Origin of the sequence: Paenarthrobacter sp. R1 (assembly GCF_030264015.1) — a bacterium.
GTDB classification, from domain to species: Bacteria; Actinomycetota; Actinomycetes; order Actinomycetales; family Micrococcaceae; genus Arthrobacter; species Arthrobacter ureafaciens.
Map to the genome: position 1 here is coordinate 766891 of NZ_CP127115.1, position 25452 is coordinate 792342.

General features: G+C 64.2%; 28 protein-coding genes and 1 riboswitch. Of the genes, 13 read left to right on the forward strand and 15 right to left on the reverse strand.

Annotated features, from left to right (window positions below):
* Window positions 1-1320: a glutamyl-tRNA reductase gene (locus tag QN084_RS03665; protein WP_062097324.1), complete on the forward strand. Its 1320-nt coding sequence runs from the start codon at window positions 1-3 to the stop codon at window positions 1318-1320.
* Window positions 1321-1388: 68 nt separating this feature from the next.
* On the opposite strand, the gene moeB is transcribed toward QN084_RS03665, so the two are convergent.
* A complete protein-coding gene (gene moeB, locus QN084_RS03670) occupies window positions 1389-2588 on the reverse strand; it encodes a molybdopterin-synthase adenylyltransferase MoeB (RefSeq protein ID WP_062097326.1) in 1200 nt (399 codons plus the stop codon).
* A gap of 6 nt (window positions 2589-2594) precedes the next feature.
* Here moeB and QN084_RS03675 point away from each other — a divergent pair, with 6 nt between their 5' ends.
* Genes QN084_RS03675 through QN084_RS03685 form a run of 3 tightly spaced genes read left to right on the forward strand, consistent with a single transcriptional unit; the run spans window position 2595 to window position 3936 of the window.
* A complete protein-coding gene (locus QN084_RS03675; protein WP_031216330.1) occupies window positions 2595-3326 on the forward strand; it encodes a TetR/AcrR family transcriptional regulator in 732 nt (243 codons plus the stop codon).
* 51 nt (window positions 3327-3377) lie between these two features.
* On the forward strand, window positions 3378-3602 hold the full coding sequence (locus tag QN084_RS03680; protein WP_021471803.1) for a DUF3107 domain-containing protein: 225 nt from the start codon (window positions 3378-3380) through the stop codon (window positions 3600-3602).
* 31 nt (window positions 3603-3633) lie between these two features.
* Window positions 3634-3936, forward strand: a complete 303-nt coding sequence (locus QN084_RS03685) for a hypothetical protein (protein ID WP_069695187.1) — start codon at window positions 3634-3636, stop codon at window positions 3934-3936.
* Window positions 3937-4039: 103 nt separating this feature from the next.
* On the opposite strand, the gene QN084_RS03690 is transcribed toward QN084_RS03685, so the two are convergent.
* From QN084_RS03690 to thiO, 3 genes are all read right to left on the reverse strand, one after another.
* A complete protein-coding gene (locus QN084_RS03690) occupies window positions 4040-4837 on the reverse strand; it encodes a thiazole synthase (protein WP_021471801.1) in 798 nt (265 codons plus the stop codon).
* Between the two features lie 2 nt (window positions 4838-4839).
* The gene (gene thiS, locus QN084_RS03695) at window positions 4840-5076 is read right to left on the reverse strand and encodes a sulfur carrier protein ThiS (RefSeq protein WP_021471800.1); all 237 of its coding nucleotides are present in this window, start codon (window positions 5074-5076) and stop codon (window positions 4840-4842) included.
* Window positions 5073-6332, reverse strand: a complete 1260-nt coding sequence (gene thiO, locus QN084_RS03700) for a glycine oxidase ThiO (RefSeq protein WP_069695188.1) — start codon at window positions 6330-6332, stop codon at window positions 5073-5075. Before thiO ends, thiS begins: the two co-directional genes overlap by 4 nt.
* Window positions 6325-6442, reverse strand: a riboswitch (TPP riboswitch). Its footprint overlaps the gene before it by 8 nt.
* Window positions 6443-6469: 27 nt before the next feature.
* Between thiO and thiE the strand changes: the two genes are divergently transcribed.
* Entirely contained in the window at window positions 6470-7132 is a 663-nt protein-coding gene (gene thiE, locus QN084_RS03705; protein WP_069695189.1) for a thiamine phosphate synthase, read from the forward strand.
* Here thiE and QN084_RS03710 read toward each other — a convergent pair.
* Window positions 7129-7794 (reverse strand): ferritin-like fold-containing protein, encoded by a 666-nt coding sequence (locus QN084_RS03710; RefSeq protein WP_069695190.1) that lies wholly within the window; start codon window positions 7792-7794, stop codon window positions 7129-7131. The two genes, thiE and QN084_RS03710, sit on opposite strands and share 4 nt — an antisense overlap.
* A 41-nt stretch (window positions 7795-7835) precedes the next feature.
* Here QN084_RS03710 and QN084_RS03715 point away from each other — a divergent pair, with 41 nt between their 5' ends.
* The 3 genes from QN084_RS03715 to QN084_RS03725 all read left to right on the forward strand — a co-directional run bounded on the left by QN084_RS03715 (window position 7836) and on the right by QN084_RS03725 (window position 12260).
* Window positions 7836-9293: an RNB domain-containing ribonuclease gene (locus tag QN084_RS03715; protein WP_069695191.1), complete on the forward strand. Its 1458-nt coding sequence runs from the start codon at window positions 7836-7838 to the stop codon at window positions 9291-9293.
* A 314-nt stretch (window positions 9294-9607) separates the two neighbouring features.
* Complete coding sequence (locus tag QN084_RS03720) at window positions 9608-11287, forward strand: DEAD/DEAH box helicase (protein WP_069695192.1); 1680 nt, start codon at window positions 9608-9610, stop codon at window positions 11285-11287.
* A gap of 10 nt (window positions 11288-11297) precedes the next feature.
* Entirely contained in the window at window positions 11298-12260 is a 963-nt protein-coding gene (locus QN084_RS03725; RefSeq protein ID WP_021471794.1) for a DNA-methyltransferase, read from the forward strand.
* On the opposite strand, the gene QN084_RS03730 is transcribed toward QN084_RS03725, so the two are convergent.
* Window positions 12198-12806, reverse strand: a complete 609-nt coding sequence (locus tag QN084_RS03730) for a MarC family protein (RefSeq protein WP_021471793.1) — start codon at window positions 12804-12806, stop codon at window positions 12198-12200. The genes QN084_RS03725 and QN084_RS03730 overlap by 63 nt on opposite strands.
* Window positions 12806-13651, reverse strand: a complete 846-nt coding sequence (locus QN084_RS03735) for a PHP domain-containing protein (protein ID WP_069695193.1) — start codon at window positions 13649-13651, stop codon at window positions 12806-12808. Before QN084_RS03735 ends, QN084_RS03730 begins: the two co-directional genes overlap by 1 nt.
* Before the next feature lie 176 nt (window positions 13652-13827).
* Between QN084_RS03735 and QN084_RS03740 the strand changes: the two genes are divergently transcribed.
* Entirely contained in the window at window positions 13828-15378 is a 1551-nt protein-coding gene (locus QN084_RS03740; protein ID WP_256869797.1) for an aminopeptidase P family protein, read from the forward strand.
* 95 nt (window positions 15379-15473) lie between these two features.
* On the opposite strand, the gene QN084_RS03745 is transcribed toward QN084_RS03740, so the two are convergent.
* A complete protein-coding gene (locus tag QN084_RS03745; protein WP_242703232.1) occupies window positions 15474-16361 on the reverse strand; it encodes a YflT domain-containing protein in 888 nt (295 codons plus the stop codon).
* Between the two features lie 76 nt (window positions 16362-16437).
* Between QN084_RS03745 and QN084_RS03750 the strand changes: the two genes are divergently transcribed.
* Genes QN084_RS03750 through QN084_RS03760 form a run of 3 tightly spaced genes read left to right on the forward strand, consistent with a single transcriptional unit; the run spans window position 16438 to window position 19562 of the window.
* Window positions 16438-17721, forward strand: coding sequence for a magnesium transporter MgtE N-terminal domain-containing protein (locus tag QN084_RS03750; protein ID WP_021471789.1), 1284 nt, complete (start codon window positions 16438-16440; stop codon window positions 17719-17721).
* Window positions 17702-18430 (forward strand): DUF1003 domain-containing protein, encoded by a 729-nt coding sequence (locus QN084_RS03755; RefSeq protein ID WP_069695194.1) that lies wholly within the window; start codon window positions 17702-17704, stop codon window positions 18428-18430. Before QN084_RS03750 ends, QN084_RS03755 begins: the two co-directional genes overlap by 20 nt.
* A gap of 4 nt (window positions 18431-18434) precedes the next feature.
* Window positions 18435-19562, forward strand: coding sequence for an Mrp/NBP35 family ATP-binding protein (locus QN084_RS03760; RefSeq protein ID WP_069695195.1), 1128 nt, complete (start codon window positions 18435-18437; stop codon window positions 19560-19562).
* 19 nt (window positions 19563-19581) lie between these two features.
* On the opposite strand, the gene QN084_RS03765 is transcribed toward QN084_RS03760, so the two are convergent.
* The 3 genes from QN084_RS03765 to sigE are packed head-to-tail and all read right to left on the reverse strand — an operon-like array spanning window position 19582 to window position 21563.
* Entirely contained in the window at window positions 19582-19992 is a 411-nt protein-coding gene (locus tag QN084_RS03765) for a twin-arginine translocase TatA/TatE family subunit (RefSeq protein ID WP_062097345.1), read from the reverse strand.
* Window positions 19993-20023: 31 nt separating this feature from the next.
* Window positions 20024-20932 (reverse strand): anti-sigma factor, encoded by a 909-nt coding sequence (locus tag QN084_RS03770; RefSeq protein ID WP_069695196.1) that lies wholly within the window; start codon window positions 20930-20932, stop codon window positions 20024-20026.
* Between the two features lie 7 nt (window positions 20933-20939).
* Complete coding sequence (sigE, locus tag QN084_RS03775) at window positions 20940-21563, reverse strand: RNA polymerase sigma factor SigE (protein ID WP_031216324.1); 624 nt, start codon at window positions 21561-21563, stop codon at window positions 20940-20942.
* A 245-nt stretch (window positions 21564-21808) separates the two neighbouring features.
* On the opposite strand from sigE, the gene QN084_RS03780 reads away from it, so the two are divergent.
* Window positions 21809-22441 (forward strand): O-methyltransferase, encoded by a 633-nt coding sequence (locus tag QN084_RS03780; protein ID WP_062097349.1) that lies wholly within the window; start codon window positions 21809-21811, stop codon window positions 22439-22441.
* A 100-nt stretch (window positions 22442-22541) separates the two neighbouring features.
* Here QN084_RS03780 and QN084_RS03785 read toward each other — a convergent pair whose 3' ends face one another.
* The 4 genes from QN084_RS03785 to QN084_RS03800 form a co-directional block, all read right to left on the reverse strand.
* A complete protein-coding gene (locus QN084_RS03785; RefSeq protein ID WP_069695244.1) occupies window positions 22542-22709 on the reverse strand; it encodes a DUF3117 domain-containing protein in 168 nt (55 codons plus the stop codon).
* 182 nt (window positions 22710-22891) lie between these two features.
* Window positions 22892-24070, reverse strand: coding sequence for a hypothetical protein (locus QN084_RS03790; protein ID WP_069695245.1), 1179 nt, complete (start codon window positions 24068-24070; stop codon window positions 22892-22894).
* Window positions 24071-24165: 95 nt separating this feature from the next.
* Complete coding sequence (locus QN084_RS03795) at window positions 24166-24498, reverse strand: DivIVA domain-containing protein (protein ID WP_069695197.1); 333 nt, start codon at window positions 24496-24498, stop codon at window positions 24166-24168.
* A 26-nt stretch (window positions 24499-24524) separates the two neighbouring features.
* The gene (locus QN084_RS03800; RefSeq protein WP_021471778.1) at window positions 24525-25358 is read right to left on the reverse strand and encodes an LOG family protein; all 834 of its coding nucleotides are present in this window, start codon (window positions 25356-25358) and stop codon (window positions 24525-24527) included.
* Window positions 25359-25452: the final 94 nt, after the last annotated feature.

Sequence of the window (25452 nt, forward strand, 5' to 3'; positions counted from 1 at the left end):
GTGGTTCTTTTCTCATTGGTGGCTACACACGCCGACATCGACCTCGAAACCGTCGCTCAGTTGAGCAACGGTTCCTCCGAGCTGGCCTCCACCGCCCTGACGGGCTCACCGGTCGTCTCCGGAGCCGTGGTCCTGGCAACGTGCAACCGCTACGAGATCTATGGCGAAACAGCAAACGGCGCCGACGTCGAAGCCGCCCGCTCCGCCCTGGTTTCCCAGATCAGCGAACTCAGTGGACTCAATGAGCAACTCGTGTCGCGTTCCTTCAACACCCACGCGGGTCCGGACGTAACACGCCACCTCTTCGCAGTGAGCGCCGGGTTGGATTCCGCCGTCGTGGGCGAACGTGAGATCGCGGGGCAGGTCCGCCGCGCCCTGATCACCGCACAGCAGGAAGGCACCGCAAGTCCGGGGCTGGTCCGGCTCTTCCAAGCGGCTTCCAAGACCGCCAAGGACGTTGGCGCGCAGACGGCACTGGGTTCCCGTGGCCTTTCCATTGTCTCCGTGGCACTGGACCTGGCCACCGATCTTTCGGACAATCCGGACTGGTCCACCAAGAAGGTAGTGATCTTCGGTACCGGCGCCTATGCGGGAGCCACCATGTCCCTGCTGCGCGAACGGGGCTGCTCGGACATCTCCGTCTATTCCTCCTCCGGCCGCGCGGAAACATTCGTTGCCACCCGCGGCGGAACAGCCCTCGACGCCGATTCGCTTCCCGGGGCCGTGGCAGCCGCCGACGTGATGATCGGCTGCAGCGGCTCCGACAACCGGGTTGAGGCAGAGGATCTCGCCCGCGTCAGGACCAATTCGGGAAAGCCGTTGATTGCGATCGACCTTGCACTGACCCACGACTTCGATCCCGCCGTCGGCGAACTCGACGGCGTGGAACTCCTTACCCTCGAATCAGTCCGCCTGGCTGCGCCGCAGGAGCAGGCCGAGTCGCTGTCCCAGGCCAGTGCGATCGTCAGCGGCGCCGCCACGGCTTTCGAATCAGAGCGCGAATCGCGCTCGGTGGATTCGGCCATCGTTGCCCTGCGACGCCACACCATGAACGTCCTCGACTCCGAAATGGAAAAAGTCCGCGCCCGGCACGGGTGCACTGCAGCGGCCGAGGAGGTCGAATTCGCCCTTCGCCGGATGGTGAAGCAGCTGCTGCACATCCCCACCGTACGTGCCCGCGAACTGGCCTCCGACGGCCGTCAGGAAGACTACGTGGCAGCGTTGGATGCGCTCTACGGTATCCAGGTGGAGCAGCCCCAGGCAGCTCCCGCAGCGGAGTGCCCGGTAGACCACCAGCAGCTTCGCTCCGAAAGCGCCTAGCGCAAGTTCGCCAGTTGAACCCTGCTGCCGCCCACCGCAACCGGTAGGCGGCTGTTTCTGCCTACATGTCAGTAGACGGGCTTCTCCGGTTCCACATCCCGCACCCAGGCGAGGATACCGCCGTCGAGATGGCTGACCCGCGTGTACCCCGCCTTCCGTGCGGCCTCCAGCACTGCGGCCGAACGCGTCCCTGCCTTGCAGTGGAACACGATGTCCCGGTTCTGCGGCAGGTCAACCCAAGCCTCACCGGCCAGGATCCTTCCCTGCGGAATCAACACGGAGCCATCGATATTCACGATGCTGTACTCGCCTGATTCCCTCACGTCCACCAGGTCAAAATCGCGCTGCCCCGCTGCACGTTCGGCCAGCATCGCGGCGAGTTCCTTGGCTGTGACGGTATGTTCGCCGTCGGTAGGGGCCGGCGGCGTAACCCCGCAGAATGCCTCGTAGTCCGTCAGTTCCGTGATGGGTTGGGCTTCGGGATCCCTGGACACCTTGATTTCGCGCCAGCTGCCGCCCAACGCGTCGAAAAGGGCAACCCGCCCCAGCAGGGAACGCCCGACGCCGGTAATCAGCTTCACTGCCTCGGTCACCATCAGCGAGCCCACTGCGGCGCACAGCATGCCGAAGACACCGCCCTCGCCGCAGGAGGGCACCGAGCCGGCGGGGGGGGCTTCGGGGTACAGGTCGCGGTAGGTGGGGCCGTGTTCTGCCCAGAACACGCTGACCTGGCCGTCAAAACGGAAGATGGAGCCCCAGACGTACGGCTTGCCGAGGATCGCTGCGGCATCGTTGACCAGGTAGCGCGTGGCGAAGTTGTCCGCACCGTCGAGGATGAGGTCATAGCCCGCAAAAAGCTCCAGCGCGTTGGACGCATCCAGCCGCTGGTTGTGCAGCACTATGGTGACCAGCGGATTGAGCTCGGCGATGGCCTTGCGCGCGGACTCGATCTTGGGTGTGCCCACATCGTGAACACCGTGGATCACCTGGCGCTGGAGGTTGCTCAAGTCAACGGTGTCATCGTCCACAATGCCCAGAGTCCCGACGCCGGCCGCGGCCAGGTACAAAAGCGCCGGAGATCCCAGGCCACCGGCACCTATGACAAGGACTTTCGCATTCTTAAGCCTGCGTTGGCCCACCGCGCCGATTTCGGGAATGATGAGATGCCGGGAGTACCGTTCCACCTCGGCCGGCGTCAGTCCGTCGGCCGGTTCAACGAGTGGCGGCAGGACCGCGGGCGCAGTGGGGGCAGCAAGAATTGAGGCCATACCCCAATGTATGCCTGCCGATGCCGCCCGGTCATATTACCCACCGGTACAGTGGTCATAACTGCAAAGGAAAGGCGGCAGACTGTGGCTGACGGCGCACGGGCAAACGATGGGGCAGCAAAGCAGGAACGGTCCGGTTCCACCCGCTCAGCAAGGTTGCCGCGGGACGAGCGCCGGGCACAATTACTGAACGCGGCATTGGAGGTTTTCGTTTCCAATGGCTTCCATGGAGCAGCCATGGATGAGATCGCCGAAACCGCCCACGTCAGCAAACCGGTCCTCTACCAGCACTTTCCCTCCAAACGGGACCTCTACATGGCGTTGCTGGACAGCCATCTGGCCGCACTGACGGAACTGATGCTCAGCGCGCTGAACTCCACCACGGACAACAAGGAACGCGTCAAGGCGGTAATGCGCGCCTATTACAAGTTCATTGCCGATGACGACCAGGCCCACCGCCTCGTCTTCGAATCGGACCTCATCAACGATCCCGACGTCAGCTCACGCCTGGAGACGTTCAACAAGACGTTTGCGGACGCAGTAGCCCATGTGATCGCCGAAGACACCAAGCTGCCGCCCCTTGAAGCTCAGTTGCTGGGCCGCGGCCTCGCGGGAATGGCGCAGGTCAGCGCCCGGTACTGGCTGGAAACGGATGGAAACCTTGACCTCGATGTGGCCAGTGATCTGATCTATCGTTTAGCTTGGCGCGGAATCAGTCGATTCCCCAAAGAGTCCTAGGCTACAAATAAGGGACTGACCTAAAACGTTGATTGGCTTGGAGGCCTTGTTGTGGAAGTAAAGATCGGCATTCAGAACGTTGGCCGCGAAATTGTGCTCGAATCCTCGCTCGATGCCGAGGCCGTAGGCAAGCTTGTTTCAGACGCCCTGTCCAAGGGCTCGGAATTGCGCCTCACCGATGATAAGGGCCGTCAGGTCATTGTTCCGGGCGGTGCCCTGGGCTACGTCGAGATCGGCGCTGAGGAAGTTCGTCGCGTGGGCTTCGGCGCACTCTAATCCAGAACGCCCGCAACGCTAAGGAGACCCCATGCTTTCCCTCGTCGTGATGGTGTTCGTAACCGTCGCCACCGGCTTCCTGGTGTGGGCAAACGACAAACGGCATGGCAAGTACGGCATTGCCGTCCCCGCGGGAGTATCCCTCGGAGTCGGGGCCCTCAGCTGGATCGCCTTCATTGCGGCCGGCTTCGGCTACCAGCCGGGGCTGACCTGGATTCCATGGGTCTTGCCGATCGTCCTTGGCACGGCAGCTGCGGCAGGCGTCGCGGTGTTCCTTGGCAGGACCCGGACCCTGCGGGACACTGAAGCGCTCACCAAAGCACTCCGTCTGTAGCACCTTCCCGGCTCAACCGGGCGACTAAGAACTGTGGCCACCACCCGCATGGGGTGGTGGCCACAGTTGTCAGCAGTACCTGCCGTCGCAGGTTGGTACAGGCTCAGAGGAACTCTGCCCGGCCCTCCATCGCCGATGATGCCAGCGCGTGTTCCCTCCGTGGAATGCGGCCTGCCAGCCTGGCCAGCCTGCCTGCCTTGACGGCGTGCATGAATGCCTCACCCATCTGGACAGGGTTCTGGGCACGCGTCACCGCTGTGGCCAGGAGGACAGCGTCGCAACCGAGCTCCATGGCCAGTGCCGCATCGGAAGCAGTTCCGATGCCTGCGTCCAGGACAACAGGCACGGAGGCACGGGACACAATGACTTCAATGTTGTGCGGGTTGAGGATGCCCAGACCGGTCCCGATCGGTGCTCCGAGGGGCATGACCGCAGTGGCGCCGAGGTTTTCCAGTCGCAGTGCCAACACGGGGTCGTCGTTGGTGTATGCGAAGACTTTGAAACCCCGATTGACCAGTTGTTCAGTGGCGTCGACGAGTTCAACCGCGTCCGGCAACAGCGTGTGTTCGTCCGCGATGACTTCCAGCTTCACCCAATCGGTCTCCAGCGCCTCGCGGGCCAGCTCCGCGGTGAGCACAGCGTCCTTGGCAGTGAAACAACCTGCCGTGTTGGGCAGCACCCGGATGTTGTTGTCCACCAGCAGTTGGAACAGCGAGCCCGTCTCGGCCGGCGAGTAGCGGCGCATGGCCACCGTGGTGAGCTCCGTGCCGGAAGCCACCAGGGCCGCCCCCAAACCGTCCAGGCTCGGCGCGCCACCGGTGCCCATGATGAGCCGCGAACTGAAGGCGACCCCGTCGATTTCCAGCGTGTCAGTAGTGGTTTCGGTGTTGAGGATGGTCATGGTCAGCCTCCCTGGACTGCGGTAACGAGTTCGAGTTCATCGCCGTCGGCGAGGTTCGTTGCTGCCCACTGGCTACGCGGGACCACCTCCGCATTGCGCGCGACGGCGACACCCAGCTTGCCGCCGTCGGCCGCCTGTCCGCTCGGGTCGAGGGCGCGGCCGGTAACGGACGTGACCAGGGTGCTGACGGATGCGCCATCGGCCACGGTGTGCCGGGCGCCATTGAGTGTGATGTTCATGCTGTTTCCTTGGTGGAAGCGATGGATGGTGTTGGAATGCGGGGACGGGCGAGGGCGCCTTGCGGAGAAAAACGATCCGGACGGAACCGGACCCACCGGTCATCCGCGGAACCGTCGAGCAAGCCGGCCACGATCTGTGCGGCCATGGGGGTCAGGAGTACGCCGTGGCGGAAGAAGCCCGTGGCTATGATCAGGCCCCGGACGGCGCCGTCCGCCGCGCCCACCCGCCCCAGGAGCGGAGCGTTGTCAGGGGTGCCCGGCCGTGCACGGGCTGTCACTTCGATGAGCTCCAGCTCACCGACTGCGGGGACCAGGACCTGGGCGTCCCGAAGCAGCTGGTACACGCCGCCGGCAGACACCGCATTCGATCCCGTCGAGAGCCCGTCCTCGCGTTGGGTTGCCCCGATCACCACGGTCCCGTCCTCGCGGGGCACGATGTACACCGGCACTCCCCGCACCATTCCGCGGACCGTGGAGGTCAGCAACGGGCGCAGGTCCTCCGGTACCCGGAGCCTGAGGATGTCTCCGTAAACCGGCCTGAGCGGCAGGTGCAGGTCCTCAGGAAGTCCGCCGGTCGCCGCAGCCGCCAAGCCATTGGCCAGCACCGTTTCCCTTGCCGCTACCACTTGGCCGGTGGAGAGTTCAGCGCCCACAACGCGGTTACCCTCCCACAGCAGCCGCCGGGCTTCCGCTGCCAGCTGGAACCCGCTGCTCGCGCCCGGGACCCATGTGGCATCCCACGGGGTGTGCGCGGCCAATCCGGCGAGTATGCACTCCGCCAGCCGGCGGGGGTCCACTTGGTGGTCGGCCGGGATATCGAAAGCGCATGAAATTCCGGGGCTGAGCAGCGGCTCGCGCTGCCGCGCGTCCCGCAGCATCAACGGCTCCACTGTGAGCCCCGCCGCCTGTTGCACGGAGCGCAGATCGGCGAGCGCCCGTCGATCGGCGGCATCGGCACCCACCGCGAGCGTCGACGTCGTGCTGTAGCCGGTGGTGACGCCGGTACCGGACAATCCGGACACGAACGTTGGCCACAACCTGGACGATTCGAGCATCAGTTCCAGGAGATCTTCTTCCTGGTAGTGGAGTTCGCTCACGGGGGCCAGCATCCCGGCCGCTGCAAAGGTTGCTCCACTGACGGGGTTCGGATCGATGAGGGCCACGGAACGGCCTGTGGCCCGGATCCGGTGGGCTATGCCCAGGCCGACTACGCCTGCGCCGATGACGGCAACGTCTGCTTGGATGGCTTCTGCCATTGGTTTCCTTCCCTACGCCGGTATTAGCCGGATCAGGTCAAGCGGTCGGCTCTGAAGCCCTCTCAGCCGGACGGTCATATGACGCTGTCACGGCTCCCGCAGTACGTGCCCAGTTTAGAGGAACTACTCTGGTTTCCATGACCCAGCCTGATCTCCTCACCGACGCCCGCCTCTACCTGTGCACCGATGCCCGCCGGCGGCAAGGCGATTTCGAAGACTTTGTGGACGCCGCGTTCGAAGGCGGCGTGGACATCATCCAGCTCCGAGACAAGACCCTTGAGGCCGCCGAGGAACTGGAGTTGCTCGAGGTCCTGAACAAAGCTGCCGCCCGGCATTCCAAGCTGTGGGCGGTCAACGACCGGGCTGATATCGCCCGTGTTTCCGGGACTCCCGTGTTCCACGTGGGCCAAAAGGACCTCCCGCTGCCCGTGGCCCGGCAGCTGCTCGGGGACACCGCTGCCATAGGTCTTTCCACGCATGGGCCTGATCAGGTGAACGCGGCCATTGCGGCTTCGTCGGGCAGCGAAGGACTGGACTACTTCTGCGTCGGTCCCCTCTGGCCCACACCCACCAAACCGGGCCGGACGCCAGTGGGCCTGGGCTTGGTCACATATGCCACCGAAGCTGTGGAACGCGCAGGATCCGCCCTTCCCTGGTTTGCCATTGGCGGGATCGATCTTTCGAATGTGGAGCAGGTGGTTGCGGCAGGAGCCAGCCGCATCGTCGTAGTCCGCGCCATCACCGAAGCAGAAGACCCTACGGCGGCGGCCAAGGCGCTGCTCGAAGCCCTGGACGCCTAGGCAGCCAGTCCGAGGCCCGTCATCCGGCGGCCGTGGTGATCGGCGAGTTCCGCCGTCAACCGGCGTACCTCCGCCTTGGCCTGTCCGTCATGAAGTACGGCACGCAGGTCCGGGTGCTCCAACGCCACCCGTTGCACCTGGGTGAGGGCCTCACCCACCAGCCTTCGGCCCCATAGGGCAAGGCGCGAAGCCAACCTGGGATCGTCCCTCAGGGCCCGCATGAGGAGGATGCGCAACGCCTCGGTGGCTTGGTCCGCAGAAGCGACTTTCCGGACGAATTGCTGTGTCCCGGCATCCAGGAAGGCGGACACCGTCCTGTAGAAGTCCGAGGACACCGTGTCGATGATGTACGCCTTCAGAACAGACTCGTACCAGTCCCCTGGCGGGGTGCGTTCGTGGAAGTGATCGAACGACGGCTGGAAGCGAAGCATGGCGTCTTCGGGGTCCCGCCCCATCTCGGTAAGCCGGCCGCTGATCAACGCATAGTTGCCGAATGCACCGACCGCGATCTTGGCAAAGGTAGCCCGGTCCCGGAGGGTAGGGGCGAAGCGGGAGTCCGCGGACAACCGCCCGAACGCTGACAATTCGCCATAGGCCATGGCTCCCAGCAGCTCTGCCGGGAGAACGTCCGCGGGAATTCCGCCAGGAGTGGACGTGCCCATGGTCCAAGACTATCCGCCGTTTTCGGGCTAGTCTGACTTTCGTGTCACATCATCGGATAGCGCCCAACGTCGACGATTCTTCCGACCGGCTCGCTGCCTCCCTGGCTGCCTTGAGGAGCGAGCTGGAACTACCCGGCGACTACCCTGCCGACGCCGAGCATGAAGCGCGCCAGGCGGTTCAAAACCTGCAATTGCCGCCCCGCAGCCTGCTGGACGTGCCGTTCGTGACCATAGACCCCGCGACTTCCACCGACCTGGACCAAGCGCTGTTCATTCAGCGGAACGATGCCGGTTACAAGGTCCTGTACGCAATTGCCGACGTGCCGTCCTTCGTGGCCCCCGGCGGAGCCTTGGACGCCGAAACGCGGCGGCGCGGGCAAACGTTCTACGCACCGGACGGAAGGGTCCCGCTGCATCCGGAGGTCATCAGCGAGCAAGCCGGGAGCCTCCTGGCAGAGCAGGAATGCAGCGCCTTCGTGTGGGACTTCGACCTCGACCACAACGCGGAAGTGGTCTCCATGTCCGTGGAGCGGGCCACCGTTCGCAGCCGTGCAAAGCTCAGCTACAAGGGTGCACAGAAGCAGATCGATGCGGGAACCGCCCCCGAGGCCCTCATGCTCCTGAAGGAAGTGGGCCTGAAGCGGGTCGAACTCGAGCGCAAACGCGGCGGGGCGAGCCTGAACATGCCCGAACAGGAGATCGTCCAGGTCACCGACGGCGACTACCGGATCGTGGCTGCTCCCTCGCTGCCGATCGAGGACTGGAACGCCCAGATGTCCCTGATGACCGGAATGGCTGCGGCCCAATTGATGCTCGACGGCAAGGTGGGCATCCTGCGGACCATGCCGGCCCCTGATGAGCGCTCCTTACTGCACTTCAAGCGCCAAACCCAGGCCCTCGGAAAACCGTGGGACGGCGACATCAGCTACGGCGAGTACCTCCGGACCCTCGATGGTTCGGATCCGAAGCAATTGGCCATCCTCCACTCCGCCGGCATGCTGTTCCGGGGCGCCGGGTACACCCCGTTCGACGGTGAGGTACCGGAGAACGTTGTCCAGTCCGCCATCGGGGCCCCGTACGCGCACACCACTGCTCCACTCCGCAGGCTCATTGACCGCTTTGTCCTGGTGATCTGCGAAGCCCTCAGCAACGGCCGGGAGATCCCCGCCTGGGCACGGGAAGCGCTGCCTGACCTGCCCGGGATCATGGCTGCTTCCGACTCATTGGCAGGCCGCTTGGAGCGAATGGCCCTGGACACCGTGGAAGCCGCGCTCGCGGCAAACCACGTAGGTCAGGTATTCGACGCCGTGGTGATTTCCGGGTCCAAGCCGTCCAACGGGAACGGCAACGGCAATGGCCCCTACGGCACCGTGCAGATCGCCGAACCTGCCGTCACTGCCCGATGCGATGGTGAGCTGGTGTCCGGAACCCAGGTGCGCGTGCGCCTGGTGAAGGCCGACATCACCGGCCGGGTGATCAGGTTCGAACTGGCCGAATGACACCTAGTGGGCCAGGGAATCCGCGGTGTCGGGCCGCTATGGGCCTCAGGGATTTCGGCGCAACGGGGTTTTTGTCCGGCACAGGATAGACTGGGACAGTAGTAATGGATGCCCGGTCGTTGATTCAGTTAATTTTTGAACTCAACAAGCCCGCCCCTACGCGATCTTGAGATGTGCCCGCTGGTCCCCAGTGCCAGTACTTAGATAGCCCGCGATCGGCTTCCACTGGAAATGCTTGCGCCAGTTCGTGCTCCGGTACAGCTTTGCCGCCGTTGAGCATGCAGCGCCTGCCCAAATGAATAAGGAAACTCCCTGTGAGTGAATTGCACACCCATGAAGTCCTGACGGACTCCACCGGAACCGAGACCATCGAACCCGAGGAAACGATCACCTCGGACGAGACCCCCCACGAGATCGAAGAGAAGTCCTTCGCCGACTTCGACGTCCGCGCGGACATCGTCGAGTCCCTCGCCGACGCCGGAATTACGCACCCGTTCCCGATCCAGGCCATGACGCTTCCCGTGGCCCTGAGCGGCCATGACATCATCGGCCAAGCGAAGACCGGAACGGGCAAGACCCTGGGCTTCGGCATTCCGGTACTCCAGCGGATCGAAGGCCGCGACGACGCCGGATACGCCAAACTTGCCGTCCAGGGTGCACCCCAGGCGCTGATCATCGTCCCGACCCGCGAGCTTGCAGTCCAGGTGGCCAACGACCTCCAGACGGCTTCGCGCAAGCGCAACGCCCGCATTGCCACCATCTACGGCGGACGTGCCTACGAACCGCAGATCGATGCCCTCCAGAAGGGCGTGGAGATCGTGGTGGGCACCCCCGGACGCCTGATCGACCTGTACAAGCAGCGCCACCTAAGCCTCAAGAACGTCAAGATGGTAGTCCTCGATGAGGCCGACGAGATGCTCGACCTCGGCTTCCTGCCGGACGTCGAGACCCTCATCGCCGGCACTCCCCCGGTCCGCCAGACGCTGCTCTTCTCGGCCACCATGCCCGGCCCGGTCATCGCCATGGCCCGCCGGTACATGACCCAGCCCACGCACATCCGCGCTGCGGACCCCAATGACGAGGGCCTGACCAAGCGCGATATCCGCCAGCTCATCTACCGTGCCCACAGCATGGACAAGACTGAAGTCGTTGCCCGGATCCTGCAGGCCAAGGACCGTGGCCGCACCATCATCTTCACCAAAACCAAGCGCACCGCCGCGAAGGTGTCCGAGGAACTCGTGGACCGCGGCTTCGCAGCAGCGGCCATCCACGGTGACCTGGGCCAGGGAGCCCGCGAACAGGCGCTGCGTGCCTTCCGCAACAACAAGGTGGACGTGCTCGTCGCAACCGACGTTGCCGCCCGCGGCATCGACGTCGAGGACGTCACCCACGTCATCAACTACCAGTGCGTCGAAGACGAAAAAATCTACCTGCACCGCGTAGGCCGCACCGGCCGTGCCGGAAACAAGGGTACGGCCGTGACGTTCGTGGACTGGGACGACGTACCCCGCTGGGCGCTGATCAACAAGGCACTGGGACTCAACGTCCCCGAACCGGTTGAAACCTATTCCTCCTCCCCGCACCTCTACACCGACCTCGACATCCCCGAGGGCACCAAGGGGCGGTTGCCCCGCAACAAGCGGATGTTGGCAGGCGTGGACGCCGAGGTCCTGGAGGACCTGGGCGAGACGGGCAAGAAGAACTCCCGCTCGCGCAGCGGAGGCCGCCAGGGCGGATCCGGTCGCGATGGTGGCCGCACCCGTGACGGAAAGTCCGCAGACTCCGCCGGCTCCAAGGGCGAGGGCGGACGCAACCGCACGCGCCGCCGTCGTACCTCCGATGCAGAGGGCACCGCGACCGCTGCTCCCCGCGAGTCCGCCGAGGGTGCATCGGAGAAGCCGGCGCGTACCCGCCGCACCCGCACCCGTCGTCGCAACGGCGAGGTAGTTTCCGGCGAGGCCGCAGGCACCACGCCTGCCACCACCGAGGCCTAACCGGACGGCGATGGCTGAAACTGTTTGGGCGCCGGACGGCAGCAACCTGGTGGTACATGCGGACAACGCATCGTTCCTTCCCACGCTGCCGGACGGCGCCTTCACACTCATCTACGTGGATCCCCCGTTCAACACCGGGCGGGTCCAGCGGCGCCAGGAAACGCGCATGGTCCGCAACGCGGACGGTGACGGTGACCGGGTGGGCTTCAAAGGCCGTTCCTATGACACCATCAAGGGCGCCCTGCACAGCTACGACGACGCCTTCAGCGACTACTGGTCCTTCTTGGAACCAAAGCTGGTGGAAGCGTGGCGGCTCCTGGCCGATGACGGCACACTGTACCTGCACCTGGACTACCGCGAGGTGCACTACGCCAAGGTCATGCTCGACGCCATTTTTGGCCGCGAGTGCTTCCTCAACGAGATCATATGGGCCTACGACTACGGCGCGAGGGCCAAAAACCGCTGGCCCACCAAACACGACAACATACTTGTGTACGTGAAGAACCCGGCCAAGTACCACTTCGACAACGAGGAAGTGGACCGGGAGCCGTACATGGCGCCGGGGCTGGTGACGCCCGCAAAACGCGAGCGCGGCAAGTTGCCGACCGACGTCTGGTGGCACACCATCGTCTCCCCCACGGGCCGCGAGAAAACCGGCTACCCCACGCAGAAACCCGAGGGGCTCATCCGCAGGGTAGTGACAGCTTCAAGCCGCAAGGGTGACTGGTGCCTGGACTTCTTCGCCGGCTCCGGAACGCTCGGCGCTGTTGCCGGCAAACTCGGTAGGAAGTTCGTGTGCGTGGATCAGAACGAACAGGCGATCGAGGTCATGCGCAAGCGGCTGGGGACCAAAGCGGTCTTCCACGGCCCTCCTGCTTCCCCTGACGGATCAGGCGGCTCCCTTGACGGGTCAGGCGGCGCCCTTAACGAAAGCCTGCACAGCGTCGGCGATCATCTGCACGGCAATAGCTGACAGCAGCAGACCGGCAATCCTCGTCACGAGTTCCACGCCGTTCTCGCCCAGCACGCGTTGAACGACTCCGGCGAAGCGCATGGCGAGGTAGAGCGAAACGAGCACGGCAGCAATCCCCGCGCCCACAGCCAGGTATTCGGACAGCTCAGTGGACTGCTGCACGAACACCATGACTGCCACGATGGCGCCGGGGCCAGCCATTAACGGCGTCCCCAAAGGCACAAACGCCACGTTCTTGTACTTGGCGGCGTTCTCCTCCCCGCTGGTGCTGCCGGTCAGCAGCTGCAGGGCGATCAGCACCAGCAGGAGTCCTCCCGCTCCCTGCAAAGCAGCCAGGGAAATGTGCATGTAGTTGAGGATGGACTGGCCGAAGATCGCGAACACGACGATGACGCCGGTGGCCACCAGCAGCGCCTGCAGGGCTGAACGGTTCCTGTCCTTGGCGCTCATCTGTGCCGTCAGGGACATGAAGATCGGCACGGTTCCGGGCGGGTCCATGATGACGAACAAGGTGACGATCACGGACGCCAGCAACTGCAGGTCCATCAGCGGACCACAGTGCTTCCCGTGCCCCGCTCCTCGATCCTTTCCAGGACGGCCGGATCAGTGAGGTTCTCGCCCAGCAGGTTGGGTTTGCCGGTGCCGTGGTAGTCGGAGGACCCGGTGATCAGCAGGCCGTGTTCGGCTGCAAGGTCGCGGAGGAACTTCCGTCCTTCTTCCGGATTGTCGCGGTGATCGATTTCCAGGCCCAACAGCCCGGCGTCGATCATCTCCCGGTACGTCTTGTCCCCCACGATGCGGCCACGCGAAGACGCAACGGGATGGGCGAACACGGGCACGCCGCCCGCGGCCCTGACAAGCCCGACGGCGAGTGCCGGGTCAGGTGCGTAGTGCTGGATGAAATAGCGCGAATGCGAGGTGAGGATGCTGTTGAAGGCCTCAGACCGGTCGGCAACCACCCCGGCGGCCACCAGGGCATCGGCTATATGCGGCCGACCCACCGTAGCGCCCGGAGCTACATGGTGGATGACGTCGTCCCAGGTCAACGGGTAATCCTCGGAGAGGAGGGTGACCATGCGCTCGGCACGGGTGAGCCTGGCGTCCCTGGACTTGTTGATTTCCTCCAGCAGGCCGGGGTGGGTGGGGTCGTGGAGATAGCTGAGCAGGTGAACGCTGATGCCTTTGTCCGTGCGGCACGAGATTTCCATGCCGGGGACGAACGCGAGGCCATGGTGGATTGCCGCTTCCGCCGCCTGGTCCCAACCGTCGGTGGAGTCGTGATCCGTCAGTGCCACGGCGTCCAATCCGGCCTTGGCAGCTGACCGGATCACCTCGGCCGGGGTTTCGGTACCGTCGGAAACATTCGAGTGCGTATGCAGGTCAATCCTCACTTTCCCAGCCTATGGGATGCCGGCTTGTTCAGCGTGTTGCGCCGTGGGCCTCCCCACGGAACAGGCGGTGGCCGCATCACGGAACAGGCGTTGGCCGCGCCATGGCGCAGCCGTTGGCCTCCTCTTGGAACTGGTGGGACGATGTAACGGTGAATGATGCCAAAAACTCCCAGCACATGGACTCCGCTGAGTCCCAGCCACTGCAAGAGCGCGTCAACAACCGCTCGCAGCGGCCCACGTCCGATGCCTTCAAGGCGTTCATGGCCAGCAATTGGGCGCCGGCCCCCCAGGTGACCCCTGCGCGTGACGCCGTCGCGGACCACGCCGCCCGCCGCCGTCGTGCCATTTCCGAGAAGTTCAAAGGCGAACGGCTTGTTATCCCGGCCGGTCCGTTGAAGGTCCGCTCCAACGACTGCGACTACCGCTTCCGCCCGCATTCGGGCTTCGCCCACCTCACCGGCCTTGGCCTGGACCACGAGCCGGATGCCGTCCTCATCCTTGAGCCGGTGGCAGAGGGCAAGGGCGACGACGGCGGCCACCACACCGCGACGCTCTACTTCCGTCCGCTGGCGGGCAGGGACACCGAACAGTTCTACGCTGATTCCCGTGCCGGTGAGTTCTGGATCGGCCCCCGGCCGACGCTCGCCGAGTTCGAGGCCCGCTTGGGGCTGCCCACAGCCCACATTTCCGAACTTGAAGTGGCCATCACCAAGAACGTCGGCGCACCGGAGATCGGCGGCATTTCCATCCGCCTGGTGCGCAAGGTGGACGAGAACATCGACGCCCTGGTGGACACGGCCCGCTACAACACGGCCAAGGACCCCGAGAACCTTGACCTGGGCGAGCTCGATGCCTTGGACGAGAAGCTCAGCGAAGCCCTTTCAGAACTCCGCCTCATCAAGGACGAATGGGAGGTGGAGCAGATGCGGATCGCCGTCGCGGCCACCGTGGAAGGTTTCGCCGACGTCGTCCGTGCACTTCCCCGCGCCCTGACCCACAAACGCGGCGAACGCGTCGTGGAAGGCGCGTTCTTTGCCAAGGCGCGCGAAGAAGGCAACGAACTGGGCTACGACACCATCGCAGCTTCAGGGAACAACGCCACAGTGCTGCACTGGAACCGCAACACGGGAACGGTCGACGCCGGCGATCTGCTCCTGCTCGACGCGGGCGTGGAAGCTGACTCCCTCTACACCGCCGATGTCACCCGCACCCTGCCGGCGAACGGCAAGTTCACCGACATCCAGCGGAAGATCTACGAAGCAGTGCTCGACGCCGCCGACGCCGGTTTCGCCGCTGCCCGTCCGGGAGTGAAGTTCCGCGAGATCCATACGGCAGCCACCACGGTGCTCGCCGAGCGCCTGGCCGAGTGGGGCCTGCTGCCGGTTTCCGTGGAGGAAGCCATCAGTCCCGAAGGCCAGCAGCACCGCCGCTGGATGCCGCACGGTACCAGCCACCACCTGGGCTTGGACGTCCATGACTGCGCCCAGGCCAAGCGGGAACTTTACCTGGATGGTGAGCTCGCCGAGGGCATGGTCTTCACGATCGAACCCGGCCTGTACTTCAAGGCCGAGGACCTCGCCATCCCGGCTGAATACCGCGGCATCGGTGTACGGATCGAGGACGACATCCTCATGACGGCGGATGGCCCGGTGAACCTGAGCGCCGCCCTCCCCCGAAAGGCCGACGACGTCGAGGCCTGGATGGCGGGAATCTACCAGGAGGGCTAGTTCCCGGCGTGGAAGAAAGCCGAAGGGGCCACCGGGATAATCCCGGTGGCCCCTTCGCTTTAATATTGCCCGCCTGCTACTGCCTGCCTGCCTGCTTACTGCCTGCCGGCGTCGTGCTCGGAGGCTTCAGGTGACTCTTGGCCGGCTTGGTTCTGGTCTGGCTGCGGCCTGCCATTGTCGGCGCTGCCCTGGTGGCTGTGCCGGGACTGCTGGCTCTGCTGGGGCTGTTGGCCCTGCTGCGGTTGCCCTTCGGGAACCCTGATGCCGTACTGGGGACGTCCGTCCGGCAGGTCCGGGTACCGTGCTGATGACGGTGCAGGCGCCGGGGCGGGCTGCGCAGGACGCGGTTCAGGTTCCCCGGGCTGCGGGGCGCGCTGGCCATAGGGGTCGTTCCAGGTGGATGGGCGTTCCGGGGCCTGGCCCGGCTGCTGGAACGGCTGGGACGGTTCCTGGCGCGAAGCGTAGCCCTGTCCCTGTCCTGCGGCCTGCGCCGGATTCATGGGCAACTGCTGGAGCAGGCGCCGGGCCTCGTTGGCAGCCTCGAAAGCCACAATGACGTCATAGTTGGTGGCCACCACCTGGCTGGTGGACGTGAAGTCACGCTTACCCCGCTGGGTGGCATAGGTGACAATGCCGAACAACATGAAGAAGGCCGCGCCCATGAGCACCGAGGTGATGATGGAGAACGGACCGCCGCCCGGCGTGAAGAAGGACAGCATGACGCCAACGAAGAGGCCGAACCACATGCCGCTCAGGGCACCTGACAGGGCAACCCGCGGGTAGCTGAGCCTGCCCGTGACGCGCTCCACCATTTTGAGGTCGTTGCCAACGATGGATACCAGCTGCACGGGGAACTGCTGGTCTGCGAGGTAGTCCACCGCCTTCTGGGCATCCAAATAGGAAGTGTAGGAGCCTACGGTGTCACCTTGCGGGACGCTCCGGGCTTCTTCGACGGCTTTTGGACCACCAAAAATGTTAGACATAGCCCCATTGTGTCGCATGGAGATGTGCAGGAGCTGGAATTCAGCTAAAAGAGAGCAGACTCGGTAGCCTGTAAATATGAGCACACATCCCTCACGCGTCTTTGTTGCGCGCCTGCTCGGCTTGGACGTCTTCGACCCCATGGGCGATCGTCTTGGCCGCTTGCGGGACGTCGTTGTGCTCTCCCGGGGCACCCGCGGAGCTCCGCATGTTGTGGGCATTGTTGTTGAAGTTCCCGGCAAAAAGCGCGTGTTCGTTCCGATGACCCGGATCACGTCCATCGACCAGACGCAGATCATTTGCACCGGCCTGGTGAACCTGCGTCGCTTCGAACAACGCGGGGCGGAAACCCTGGTGGTGGCCGAAATGTTCGATCGAAGGGTCACCTTGGCCGACGGCAGCGGGGACGCCACCATCGAGGACATCGCCATGGACCAGCACCGGTCCAAGGACTGGTTCGTGAGCAAGCTGTTTGTACGCCGCGGCCACTCGTTGTCTCCCCTGAGCCGGCTGCGGCGAAACGAAACGCTGATCATCGACTGGGCAGACGCCGTCACCGGTGCCCGCACCGAACCGCAGGCGGCAACGCAGTTCGTGGCAACGCACGAAGACCTCAAACCGGCCGACTTCGCAGAAGCGCTCCAGGAGATGAGCGACAAACGCCGCTTCGAGGTGGCCAGCGAGCTGCAGGACGAACGGCTCGCCGATGTCCTCCAGGAGCTCCCGGAAGACGACCAGGTGGAGATCCTTTCCGCACTGGACCTGGAACGCGCTGCCGACGTCCTCGAGGAAATGGATCCGGACGACGCCGCCGACCTTTTGGCGGAACTCCCCACGGCCCAGGCAGAGGAACTCCTGCAGCTGATGGAACCCCAGGAAGCAGAAGACGTCCGCCGCCTGCTGGAATATGACGAAGACACTGCCGGCGGTCTGATGACCCCCGTTCCCGTCATCCTGCCGCCCGAAGCCACGGTCGCCGAGGCCCTCGCGCACGTCAGGCGCGAAGAACTTTCGCCTGCGCTGGCCTCGTCCATCTTCATCACGCGTCCGCCGCTGGAGACTCCCACCGGCCGGTTCCTTGGTGTGGTCCACATCCAGCAGCTGCTGCGCTTCCCGCCTCCGGAGCCACTGGGGAACCTCGTGGACAAGAACCTGGAACCCCTTTCGGACCAGGCCCACATCAGTGAAGTAGCCCGGACGTTGGCCACGTACAACCTGAACTCCCTTCCCGTCGTCGACGACGATGGCCGCCTTGTGGGGGCGGTGACTGTTGATGACGTGCTGGATCACCTGTTGCCGGATGATTGGCGCGCCCACGAGGACGACGCCCCTATAAGGAAACTTGGAGGCCGCATTGGCTGATAACACCGCCACACGTTCAACCAAGTCCTCGGACCGGATGGCAAGCAGCCTCGACACTCCGCTCAGCGGCAGGAAACGCATCCTCCCCAAGTTCTCCCCCAACCCGGACGCTTTCGGGATCGCGACGGAGGGCTTTGCCCGCTTCATGGGCACACCGCAGTTCCTTCTTTACATGACCATCTTCTGTGTCTTCTGGCTGGCGTGGAACACCTTCGCGCCCACTGAATGGCAGTTCGACCGGGTGGAACTGGGCTTCACGCTCCTGACGCTCATGCTGTCCCTCCAGGCTTCCTACGCCGCTCCGCTCCTGCTCCTTGCCCAGAACCGGCAGGATGACCGGGACCGCGTATCCCTCCAGCAGGACCGCCAGCGGGCCGAACGGAACCTCTCCGACACCGAGTACCTCACCCGGGAACTGGCCTCTCTGCGCATCGCCCTGCGTGAAGTGGCTACCCGCGATTACGTCCGCGCGGAGCTGCGCAGCCTCTTGGAGGACATCATCGATGCCCAGGAGGAACTCCGGGACGGCGAAGCAGCGTCGGAGGAGGGCGAGTCGGCAAGTGAACGGGTGAAGGAAAAGCTGAAGGAAAAGCGGGACAAGTCCCGTGGTCCGCGCACGCAGCAGCTGCCGAAGGTCCGGCCCCGGCGGAATGCTCCATCGCAGTCCAGCCCCAAACCATCGACGTCCGATCCCGAAAGCCGAGCCTGACCCCATGAGCACCCCCGCCACTGAGGCGCTGCAAGCTGCCCTGGCGACCGTCATCGACCCTGAACTGCGGCGCCCCATCACGGAACTGGGCATGGTGGAGTCGGTAGCAGCCGGTGATGACGGAACCGTTCAGCTTGTTGTCCTCTTGACCATTGCGGGATGCCCGCTCCGCGAGACAATCACGGCAGATGCCACGGCGGCGTTGTCACAGGTTCCCGGGGTTAAGGCCGTGGACGTGGAGCTGAAGGTCATGACGCCGGAACAGCGCGACGCCCTCAAGGAACAGCTCCGGGGTCCCGGCGGCCAGCGCGGTATCCCCTTCACCAAGCCCGAATCGCTGACGAAGGTCTACGCCGTGGCCAGCGGAAAGGGCGGCGTTGGCAAGTCCTCTGTCACCGTGAACCTTGCCAGTGCCTTGGCGGCCCAAGGCTTGCGCGTGGGCATCGTGGACGCGGACGTCCATGGGTTCTCCGTCCCGGCGCTCATGGGCATCACGCAGAAACCCACCCAAGTGGACGACATGATTCTTCCCCCGGTGGCCTACGGCGTGAAAGTCATCTCCATTGGGATGTTCGTCGCCGGCAACCAGCCCGTTGCCTGGCGGGGTCCCATGCTGCACCGCGCTTTGGAGCAGTTCCTCACGGACGTCTATTTTGGGGACTTGGATGCGCTCTTCCTGGATCTGCCGCCGGGCACCGGAGACATTGCCATTTCCGTGGCGCAACTCTTGCCCAACGCCGAGATCCTGGTGGTCACCACGCCCCAGTCTGCCGCCGCGGATGTGGCCGAACGTGCCGGGACCATCGCCACCCAGACCGGACAAAAAGTGGCCGGCGTCATCGAGAACATGTCCTTCCTGGAAATGCCCGACGGCGGCCGGATGGAATTGTTCGGAAGCGGCGGCGGGGAGGTCCTCGCCGAGCGGCTCAGCAGCGCTGTGGGGGCGGAAGTTCCCCTGCTGGGACAGATACCTTTGGACATCGAACTGCGTGAGGGCGGGGATGCCGGCAAGCCCGTGGTCTTGTCCACGCGGGAGACCGCTGCGGGCCAGGCCATGAAGGCGATCGCCGCAAAGCTTGCCACCCGGCCACGGGGATTGGCGGGGATGCCGCTGGGGATCCAGCCCCGGTAGCAGCGGGAGCTTCCTGTTCCTAGGTAGCCTCGGTGTCGAACGGAGCAGGTTCGCCGGGAGCGAGGCGTTCGATCACGCGTGACGGAGCCTGGGCCCTCGCGGGTGCTGCCGAAGCAACGGTCGCAGCAGCTGCGGCAGCTCCGGCCGCGGGGGCTCCGGCGCTGACCGGTTTAGTGTCGTCTTCAAAGAGGGCATCCTTGATGATGCGCCGGGGATCGTACTGGCGGGGATCGTATTTCTTCCAGTCGACGTCATCGATGTCGATGCCGACTTCTTCCTTGATCTGTTCCCGGGCACCGGACGCCATCCGGCGTACTTCCTTGACCAGGTTGGCGAGCTTCTGCGTGTATTCGGGCAAACGGCTCGGTCCGATGATGAGTACGCCGATGATCAAGAGGACTATGAACTCCGGGCCGTTGATTCCAAACACGTTACGAAGATTACCCTGTCTGTGAACCCGCTCATAAACCAGCGGGATGAATGAGGGTGCGCAACCCCCGGAGCAGCCGTTCCAACCAGGTTTCGGAGGTTCCACTGGCTGCTTGGTGAGCCATCGAGTCGGCGGCGCGGACCAGTTCAGGAACGGCGTCGTCTGCTTTCTCCGCAGGCAAGTCGGACGAGTAGCTCAGCACGGCGGCCGACGTGCGGTACACGGCTTTCCACGGGTTGCCCTGGCTGAGTGACAATTGCGCGGAAGTGGCGCCTGCAGCAGCCGACGCGTTCGGGACCGGCAAGTGCTCTTCCATGACCGTCGCGTGATGGGTCCCGTTTTCCAGACGGATCTCCACGGCAGGATGGCCGTTGTGCCGGGTCACCTCGGCTGAAACCACCTGAAACCCCATCCCTGACAGTTCGGGGCATGCCCAGCCTTGGGAACGCAACGAGTCCAGCTCGGACGGACCGAGGACGCGGCCCGACTCCGGGACGGGACCGGACGCGGCACGTTCCGTAGGGCCTCCGAGCATCGCTGCCATCGACGACGCGCCGGCGTTACGGACCGCTCCGGCATCGTAAACCGCGTCTCCAGCCACGGTGTAGGCGGCCAAGGCCAAGGCGCCGGCGCTCACGGCAAGAGTCCCGGCAGCTATTCCGGCGGTCCTGATGCTGCGCCATGAAGTGCGCCTTACGAGCGGGTCGGCGGTGGCGGTTTGGTCCGCAAGCAACTGGGTCTGCTGGAGCAGCCGCCGGGTCAGGTCAGGGCTGGCTTCGGGGACCGCCGCACCGCGAAGGCGCTCCAGATACTGCCGCTCACGGTGCACTGCGGACCGGCACTCAGGACACAGCTCAACGTGCTCCGGATGACGCGTGTGGCGCAGGCCGCCCGCTTTGGACCGGGGCGGCGGACCCGGCAGGAATTTCCGACGAGGCATTGACTTCCTAGAGAATGCCGGCGATCCGGGGCATTTTCAGACGTGGCTTGCGCGCGGCTGCCGAGCGGGGGTCGCGGTGTGCGAGCTTCTCGCGAAGCATGGTGCGGCCCCGGTGGATGCGGGAGCGGACAGTGCCCAGTTTCACGCCAAGAGCTTCTGCGACCTCGTCATACGAAAGGCCCTCAAGATCACAAAGAACGACGGCGGCCCGGAAGTCCGGCGGCAGTTCCTCCAGGGCGCGCTGGACGTCGAGGTCAAGATTGTTGTGCTCGTAGCTCTGCTCGGGGCCAGGTTCACGGCCGGGAAGGCGGGACTCGGCGTCCTCGGCCAAGGCGTCGAAGCGGATACGGCTCTTACGCCGGGCCTGGTCCAGGAAGAGGTTGGTGGTGATGCGGTGCAACCAGCCATCGAGGGTTCCGGGCTTGAAGTTCTCCAGCGAACGGAAGACGCGGACGAAGACCTCTTGGGTGAGGTCCTCGGCGTCGAACTTGTTGCCTGTCAGGCGGTACGCGAGGCGATAAACCTTGGCGGAGTGGTTGGCAACCACTTCCTCCCAGCTGGGCATGACCCAGTCAGTCGCAGCCTCGTGGCTCTCCGATATTTGGACTGGCGCAGCATTCGATGCCGGCATCGTCCACTCCCCTCAAACTGTGGTTCACCTTTCCGGTGCCGGCCGCCGCGTGGATGACCGGACCACTATCATCCCAAGAATTTCTGGGAATTTCCTGACTGCAGCAGCTTTTTCCCGGACGGCATAACACCGGTTCCGCCGGTGCCGTAGAGAACACACGCAGGCACGGGGCCGAACGCCGGAGTAGCGTGCGCGAACACAGTAGTCTGGAGGTAAATCCCCTACACGCGGAAAGCGAACCCTTCATGAGCGCCGACAAGTCAACCAGCTGGTCCTACGCAGAGAACCTGCCTGCTGAGGACGAGGTCTTGTTGCGCGCCCGCGAGCGGTCCTTCGAACTCGGTGTAACCCCCGTCAGCCAAGGCGTGGGCGCGGTTCTGACCGTTCTGGCTGCTGCTTCCAAAGCCCAGACCGTGGTGGAAGTCGGTGCAGGAGCCGGCGTTTCCGGCGTCTGCCTGTTGCGCGGCTTGGGACGCCAAGCCGTACTGACCACCATCGACCTGGATGTCGAACACCTCAAGGCGGCGCGGCAGGCGTATCTGGAGTCAGGCTCCCCGGCGAACCGGATCCGCACCATCTCCGGGCGGGCGGCAGACGTATTGCCCCGCCTGACGGACAATGCCTATGACCTGGTTTTTATTGACGCAGACAAAGCAAACTTCCCTAAATACGTCGAGCAAGGAATACGGTTGCTCAAATCCAAGGGAACGCTTGTAGTCAATGATGCCTTGGATAAGGACCGGGTCTCCAATCCCGCAGCCCGCGATGCCACCACCACGGTTCTCCGGCAGGTAGGTAAAAGTATTCGCGAGGACGACCGCCTGGTTTCGGCAATGCTGCCCACCGGAGACGGCCTGCTGGTAGCGGTCAAAAAATAGGAATTTCTTTTAGGCAATGAATAAAAGACCTCGGATCCGGTCCGGGCCTTAAACCCAAAAGCAGCGCCCGGTGTCGGCCGGGCGCTGCTCCTAAACGTTTCTATTCGGTGACGCCTACCAGGCACTCCTTGAGGTTTTGGGCCTCTGCGGCATTCAGCTCCACCACCAACCGCCCGCCACCTTCAAGCGGCACGCGCATAATCAAGCTGCGGCCCTCTTTGGTCACTTCCATAGGGCCGTCGCCAGTACGTGGTTTCATAGCCGCCATTAGGAAAATCCCCTCCATTTGTCCCAAGTCACGCCCAACCCGGCCGGGCTGGATCCGCGTCGCAATTGCAGCCGGCGGCAACGCTTGGGAGGCCGCCTTGGCCGGGCACAATATGTGCTTTTGTCCTTGCTTGTATTCCATTATCCCGTACTTACCCGCCCGTAGCGAATCAATGGAATGCCTTACGGAGGATAGTCGCCGCCACCGGGCAATTGCGCCCATGCCCACAGCCACACCACCCAGACGATTTGGAGGAGGAGGAACATGAGCACCACCGTGCCCCGGTATGCCTTCGATCTGGAGAGCAGCGCAGCGCCAAGCGCCAGCGGAAAGAGCGGCAGGAGCATCCTGAATGTACTGGTCTGCGGGTGGAGGAAGACCAGCAAGTAGCCCATGTAAGCCGCGCACCACAACCTCAGTTCGGTCCCCAGGGCACGGACCGGCTTTGAAATCATCACAAGGACGAACAGTCCGGCGAAGACGAAGGGGGCCAAGACGCCGAGAACCGGCCCGAACAACATTCGCCCGGCATCGAACCAAGGCTTAAAAGGAACCAGGTCGTCCCCTCGCCATGCCGTCTCCGTGCGCGTGTAGGCGGTCGGGTCCCCGGTGACAGCCCACGCGATAATGGGCCAGGCCAATGCGCCGGTGCCAGTAGTCACCACCAACGCTGCCAAGGACAACAGCTTCGGTGTGGCGACGGCGCCGCCCACCTCACGGGCGGGGCCGAAGCGCCGCCAGAGGTGCCATACCAGGAGGAGGCCCACCATCGCAGCGAACGGAACGCCGGTTGGTCGGGAAAAACACATCAACAGCACCACCGGAACAGCGGCAAGGTAGTGACGCCGTACCACCAGGAGCAACGATGACGCCAGCAGCAGGAGATTGAGGGACTCAGCGTACGGAACCTGGAGGATGGGCGAGACCGGGAAGGTCGAAACAAAGACGACGCCCCACATCGCAGTGCGTCGACCGGTCACTTCCCGGAAGAGCTTGAAGATCACCAGGGCAGCACCCAACCCGGCCACCATGGCGATCGCAGTCAAGGACTGGAGCGTCCCGAGCCCGGTTATTGCGCTCAGGCCCCTGCCCAGGAAGGGGAAGAGCGCGTAAAAGGCCCAGGCGTTTTCTTTGACGACGCCGTTTTGGTCGACGGGCAAGGTGGCCGGGTAGCCATCCTCCGCCGCCCGTTGGTACCAGCGTCCGTCCCAAATGGTGATGAAGTTCCAGTAGTCGGGGGCCGGGGGAAACCATGGGTTGGTTCCCTGATGGATGGCTGCTGCCATGAAGATGGCGGCACTGACGAGCCGCGCGGCGACGAAAACCAAGGAAACCCGGAGCCACCAAGGCCACGCCGCCATCGCGGCTCCTGCCCGGACAACTGCGCCTGCGAGGTGCTTCGTTGCTCCCTCCGTGGCCGCCGGGGTTCCGGCTGCCCGGGAGGGAACCTGGTTGTTCACTGCGTGGCCCTCAGGTTTTCGCCACCCTCGGCCTGCGACTTCAGCTGATCCCGCAGTCGCCCAATTTCGCGGTCCTTTTCCAGCAACTGGTCCCTTAGTTGGTCCAGGACCTGGTCTACCTGGTCCATCCGGTATCCGCGAAGGCCGAGCCCAAAACGAACGTTGTCCACGTCGGCTGCGCCCGCTTGCTCCGGCAGGAGGACGGGCGGCAGGTTGGGGGTTGGTTCGTCCAAGCCGGCTCCCATCGGGCGGCCCCGGACGATTCCGGCTCCGAAATACAGAGCTGCCCCGACGAGGACGATCGCGAAAAATACCAGAAAAGAGCTCACAGCACCATCGTGCCAGAAGCAGTTGCCTACTCCGGGCGTTGCTCCCCCGTCGGCGTGGGCAGGGGTTCGCCGTGAAGCACACGGTGTACCGCGTCTGCGGGGTCATCCACCAACTGGATCAGGTCAAGGTCCTTTTCCGACACCATGCCCTCGGCCACCAGCGTGTCACGGATCCACTCGATCATCGGGCCCCAGAACCGGACACCCAAAAGGACGATCGGGAATGAGGTCACTTTGCGCGTCTGGACCAGCACCATGGCCTCGAACAGCTCATCGAGGGTTCCCAGGCCGCCCGGAAGCACTACGAAGCCTTGGGCGTACTTGACGAACATCGTCTTCCGGGCGAAGAAATACCTGAAGTTGATGCCGAGGTCCACCCAAGGATTCAGCCCCTGTTCGAACGGCAGCTCGATCCCCAAACCGACGGAAACGCCGTTGCCCTCCACGGCTCCTTTGTTGGCAGCTTCCATGGAACCCGGGCCACCGCCCGTGATGACGGCTACGCCGGCTTCGGCCAGCTTGCGTCCCACGTCCACTGCCATCTCGTAGAACTCTGTGCCCGGCTTGGTGCGGGCGGAACCAAAGACACTGACAGCGGGCCCGATGTCGGCCAAAGCCCCAAAGCCCTCTACGAACTCGCTTTGGATGCGCAGTACCCGCCAGGGGTCGGTATGGATGAACTGTCCGGCGCCGCTTGTATCCAGCAGGTGCTGGTCCGACATTCCGGTATCTGCCTGTTTACGCCGCAGTTCCAGGGGGCCTTTATGCTTGGCCGGCGCTGCCGCGGAAGGAAGCGCCGCGTTGCTCCCCCCTCGGCCGTTGGCGTCGGGGTTGGGAACTGGATGCTGGCTGATACTCATTGCCCAAGGCTAACGCCTAAGAATGCGAGTATCCGCACTTGGCGCACAAGCTCGCATTGCAGTCTCATATCCGGCTGAAAAACAGGTTTCTGTT

Excerpts from the sequence above, each read along its gene's own strand:
- moeB (WP_062097326.1), bottom strand. The coding sequence starts at position 2,588 with ATGGCCTCAATTCTTGCTGCCCCCACTGCGCCCGCGGTCCTGCCGCCA.
- QN084_RS03675 (WP_031216330.1), top strand. The coding sequence starts at position 2,595 with ATGTATGCCTGCCGATGCCGCCCGGTCATATTACCCACCGGTACAGTG.
- QN084_RS03685 (WP_069695187.1), top strand. The coding sequence starts at position 3,634 with ATGCTTTCCCTCGTCGTGATGGTGTTCGTAACCGTCGCCACCGGCTTC.
- QN084_RS03690 (WP_021471801.1), bottom strand. The coding sequence starts at position 4,837 with ATGACCATCCTCAACACCGAAACCACTACTGACACGCTGGAAATCGAC.
- thiS (WP_021471800.1), bottom strand. The coding sequence starts at position 5,076 with ATGAACATCACACTCAATGGCGCCCGGCACACCGTGGCCGATGGCGCA.
- thiO (WP_069695188.1), bottom strand. The coding sequence starts at position 6,332 with ATGGCAGAAGCCATCCAAGCAGACGTTGCCGTCATCGGCGCAGGCGTA.
- thiE (WP_069695189.1), top strand. The coding sequence starts at position 6,470 with ATGACCCAGCCTGATCTCCTCACCGACGCCCGCCTCTACCTGTGCACC.
- QN084_RS03710 (WP_069695190.1), bottom strand. The coding sequence starts at position 7,794 with ATGGGCACGTCCACTCCTGGCGGAATTCCCGCGGACGTTCTCCCGGCA.
- QN084_RS03725 (WP_021471794.1), top strand. The coding sequence starts at position 11,298 with ATGGCTGAAACTGTTTGGGCGCCGGACGGCAGCAACCTGGTGGTACAT.
- QN084_RS03730 (WP_021471793.1), bottom strand. The coding sequence starts at position 12,806 with ATGGACCTGCAGTTGCTGGCGTCCGTGATCGTCACCTTGTTCGTCATC.
- QN084_RS03740 (WP_256869797.1), top strand. The coding sequence starts at position 13,828 with ATGGACTCCGCTGAGTCCCAGCCACTGCAAGAGCGCGTCAACAACCGC.
- QN084_RS03745 (WP_242703232.1), bottom strand. The coding sequence starts at position 16,361 with ATGTCTAACATTTTTGGTGGTCCAAAAGCCGTCGAAGAAGCCCGGAGC.
- QN084_RS03750 (WP_021471789.1), top strand. The coding sequence starts at position 16,438 with ATGAGCACACATCCCTCACGCGTCTTTGTTGCGCGCCTGCTCGGCTTG.
- QN084_RS03760 (WP_069695195.1), top strand. The coding sequence starts at position 18,435 with ATGAGCACCCCCGCCACTGAGGCGCTGCAAGCTGCCCTGGCGACCGTC.
- QN084_RS03770 (WP_069695196.1), bottom strand. The coding sequence starts at position 20,932 with ATGCCTCGTCGGAAATTCCTGCCGGGTCCGCCGCCCCGGTCCAAAGCG.
- sigE (WP_031216324.1), bottom strand. The coding sequence starts at position 21,563 with ATGCCGGCATCGAATGCTGCGCCAGTCCAAATATCGGAGAGCCACGAG.
- QN084_RS03780 (WP_062097349.1), top strand. The coding sequence starts at position 21,809 with ATGAGCGCCGACAAGTCAACCAGCTGGTCCTACGCAGAGAACCTGCCT.
- QN084_RS03785 (WP_069695244.1), bottom strand. The coding sequence starts at position 22,709 with ATGGCGGCTATGAAACCACGTACTGGCGACGGCCCTATGGAAGTGACC.
- QN084_RS03790 (WP_069695245.1), bottom strand. The coding sequence starts at position 24,070 with ATGGCGGCGTGGCCTTGGTGGCTCCGGGTTTCCTTGGTTTTCGTCGCC.
- QN084_RS03800 (WP_021471778.1), bottom strand. The coding sequence starts at position 25,358 with ATGAGTATCAGCCAGCATCCAGTTCCCAACCCCGACGCCAACGGCCGA.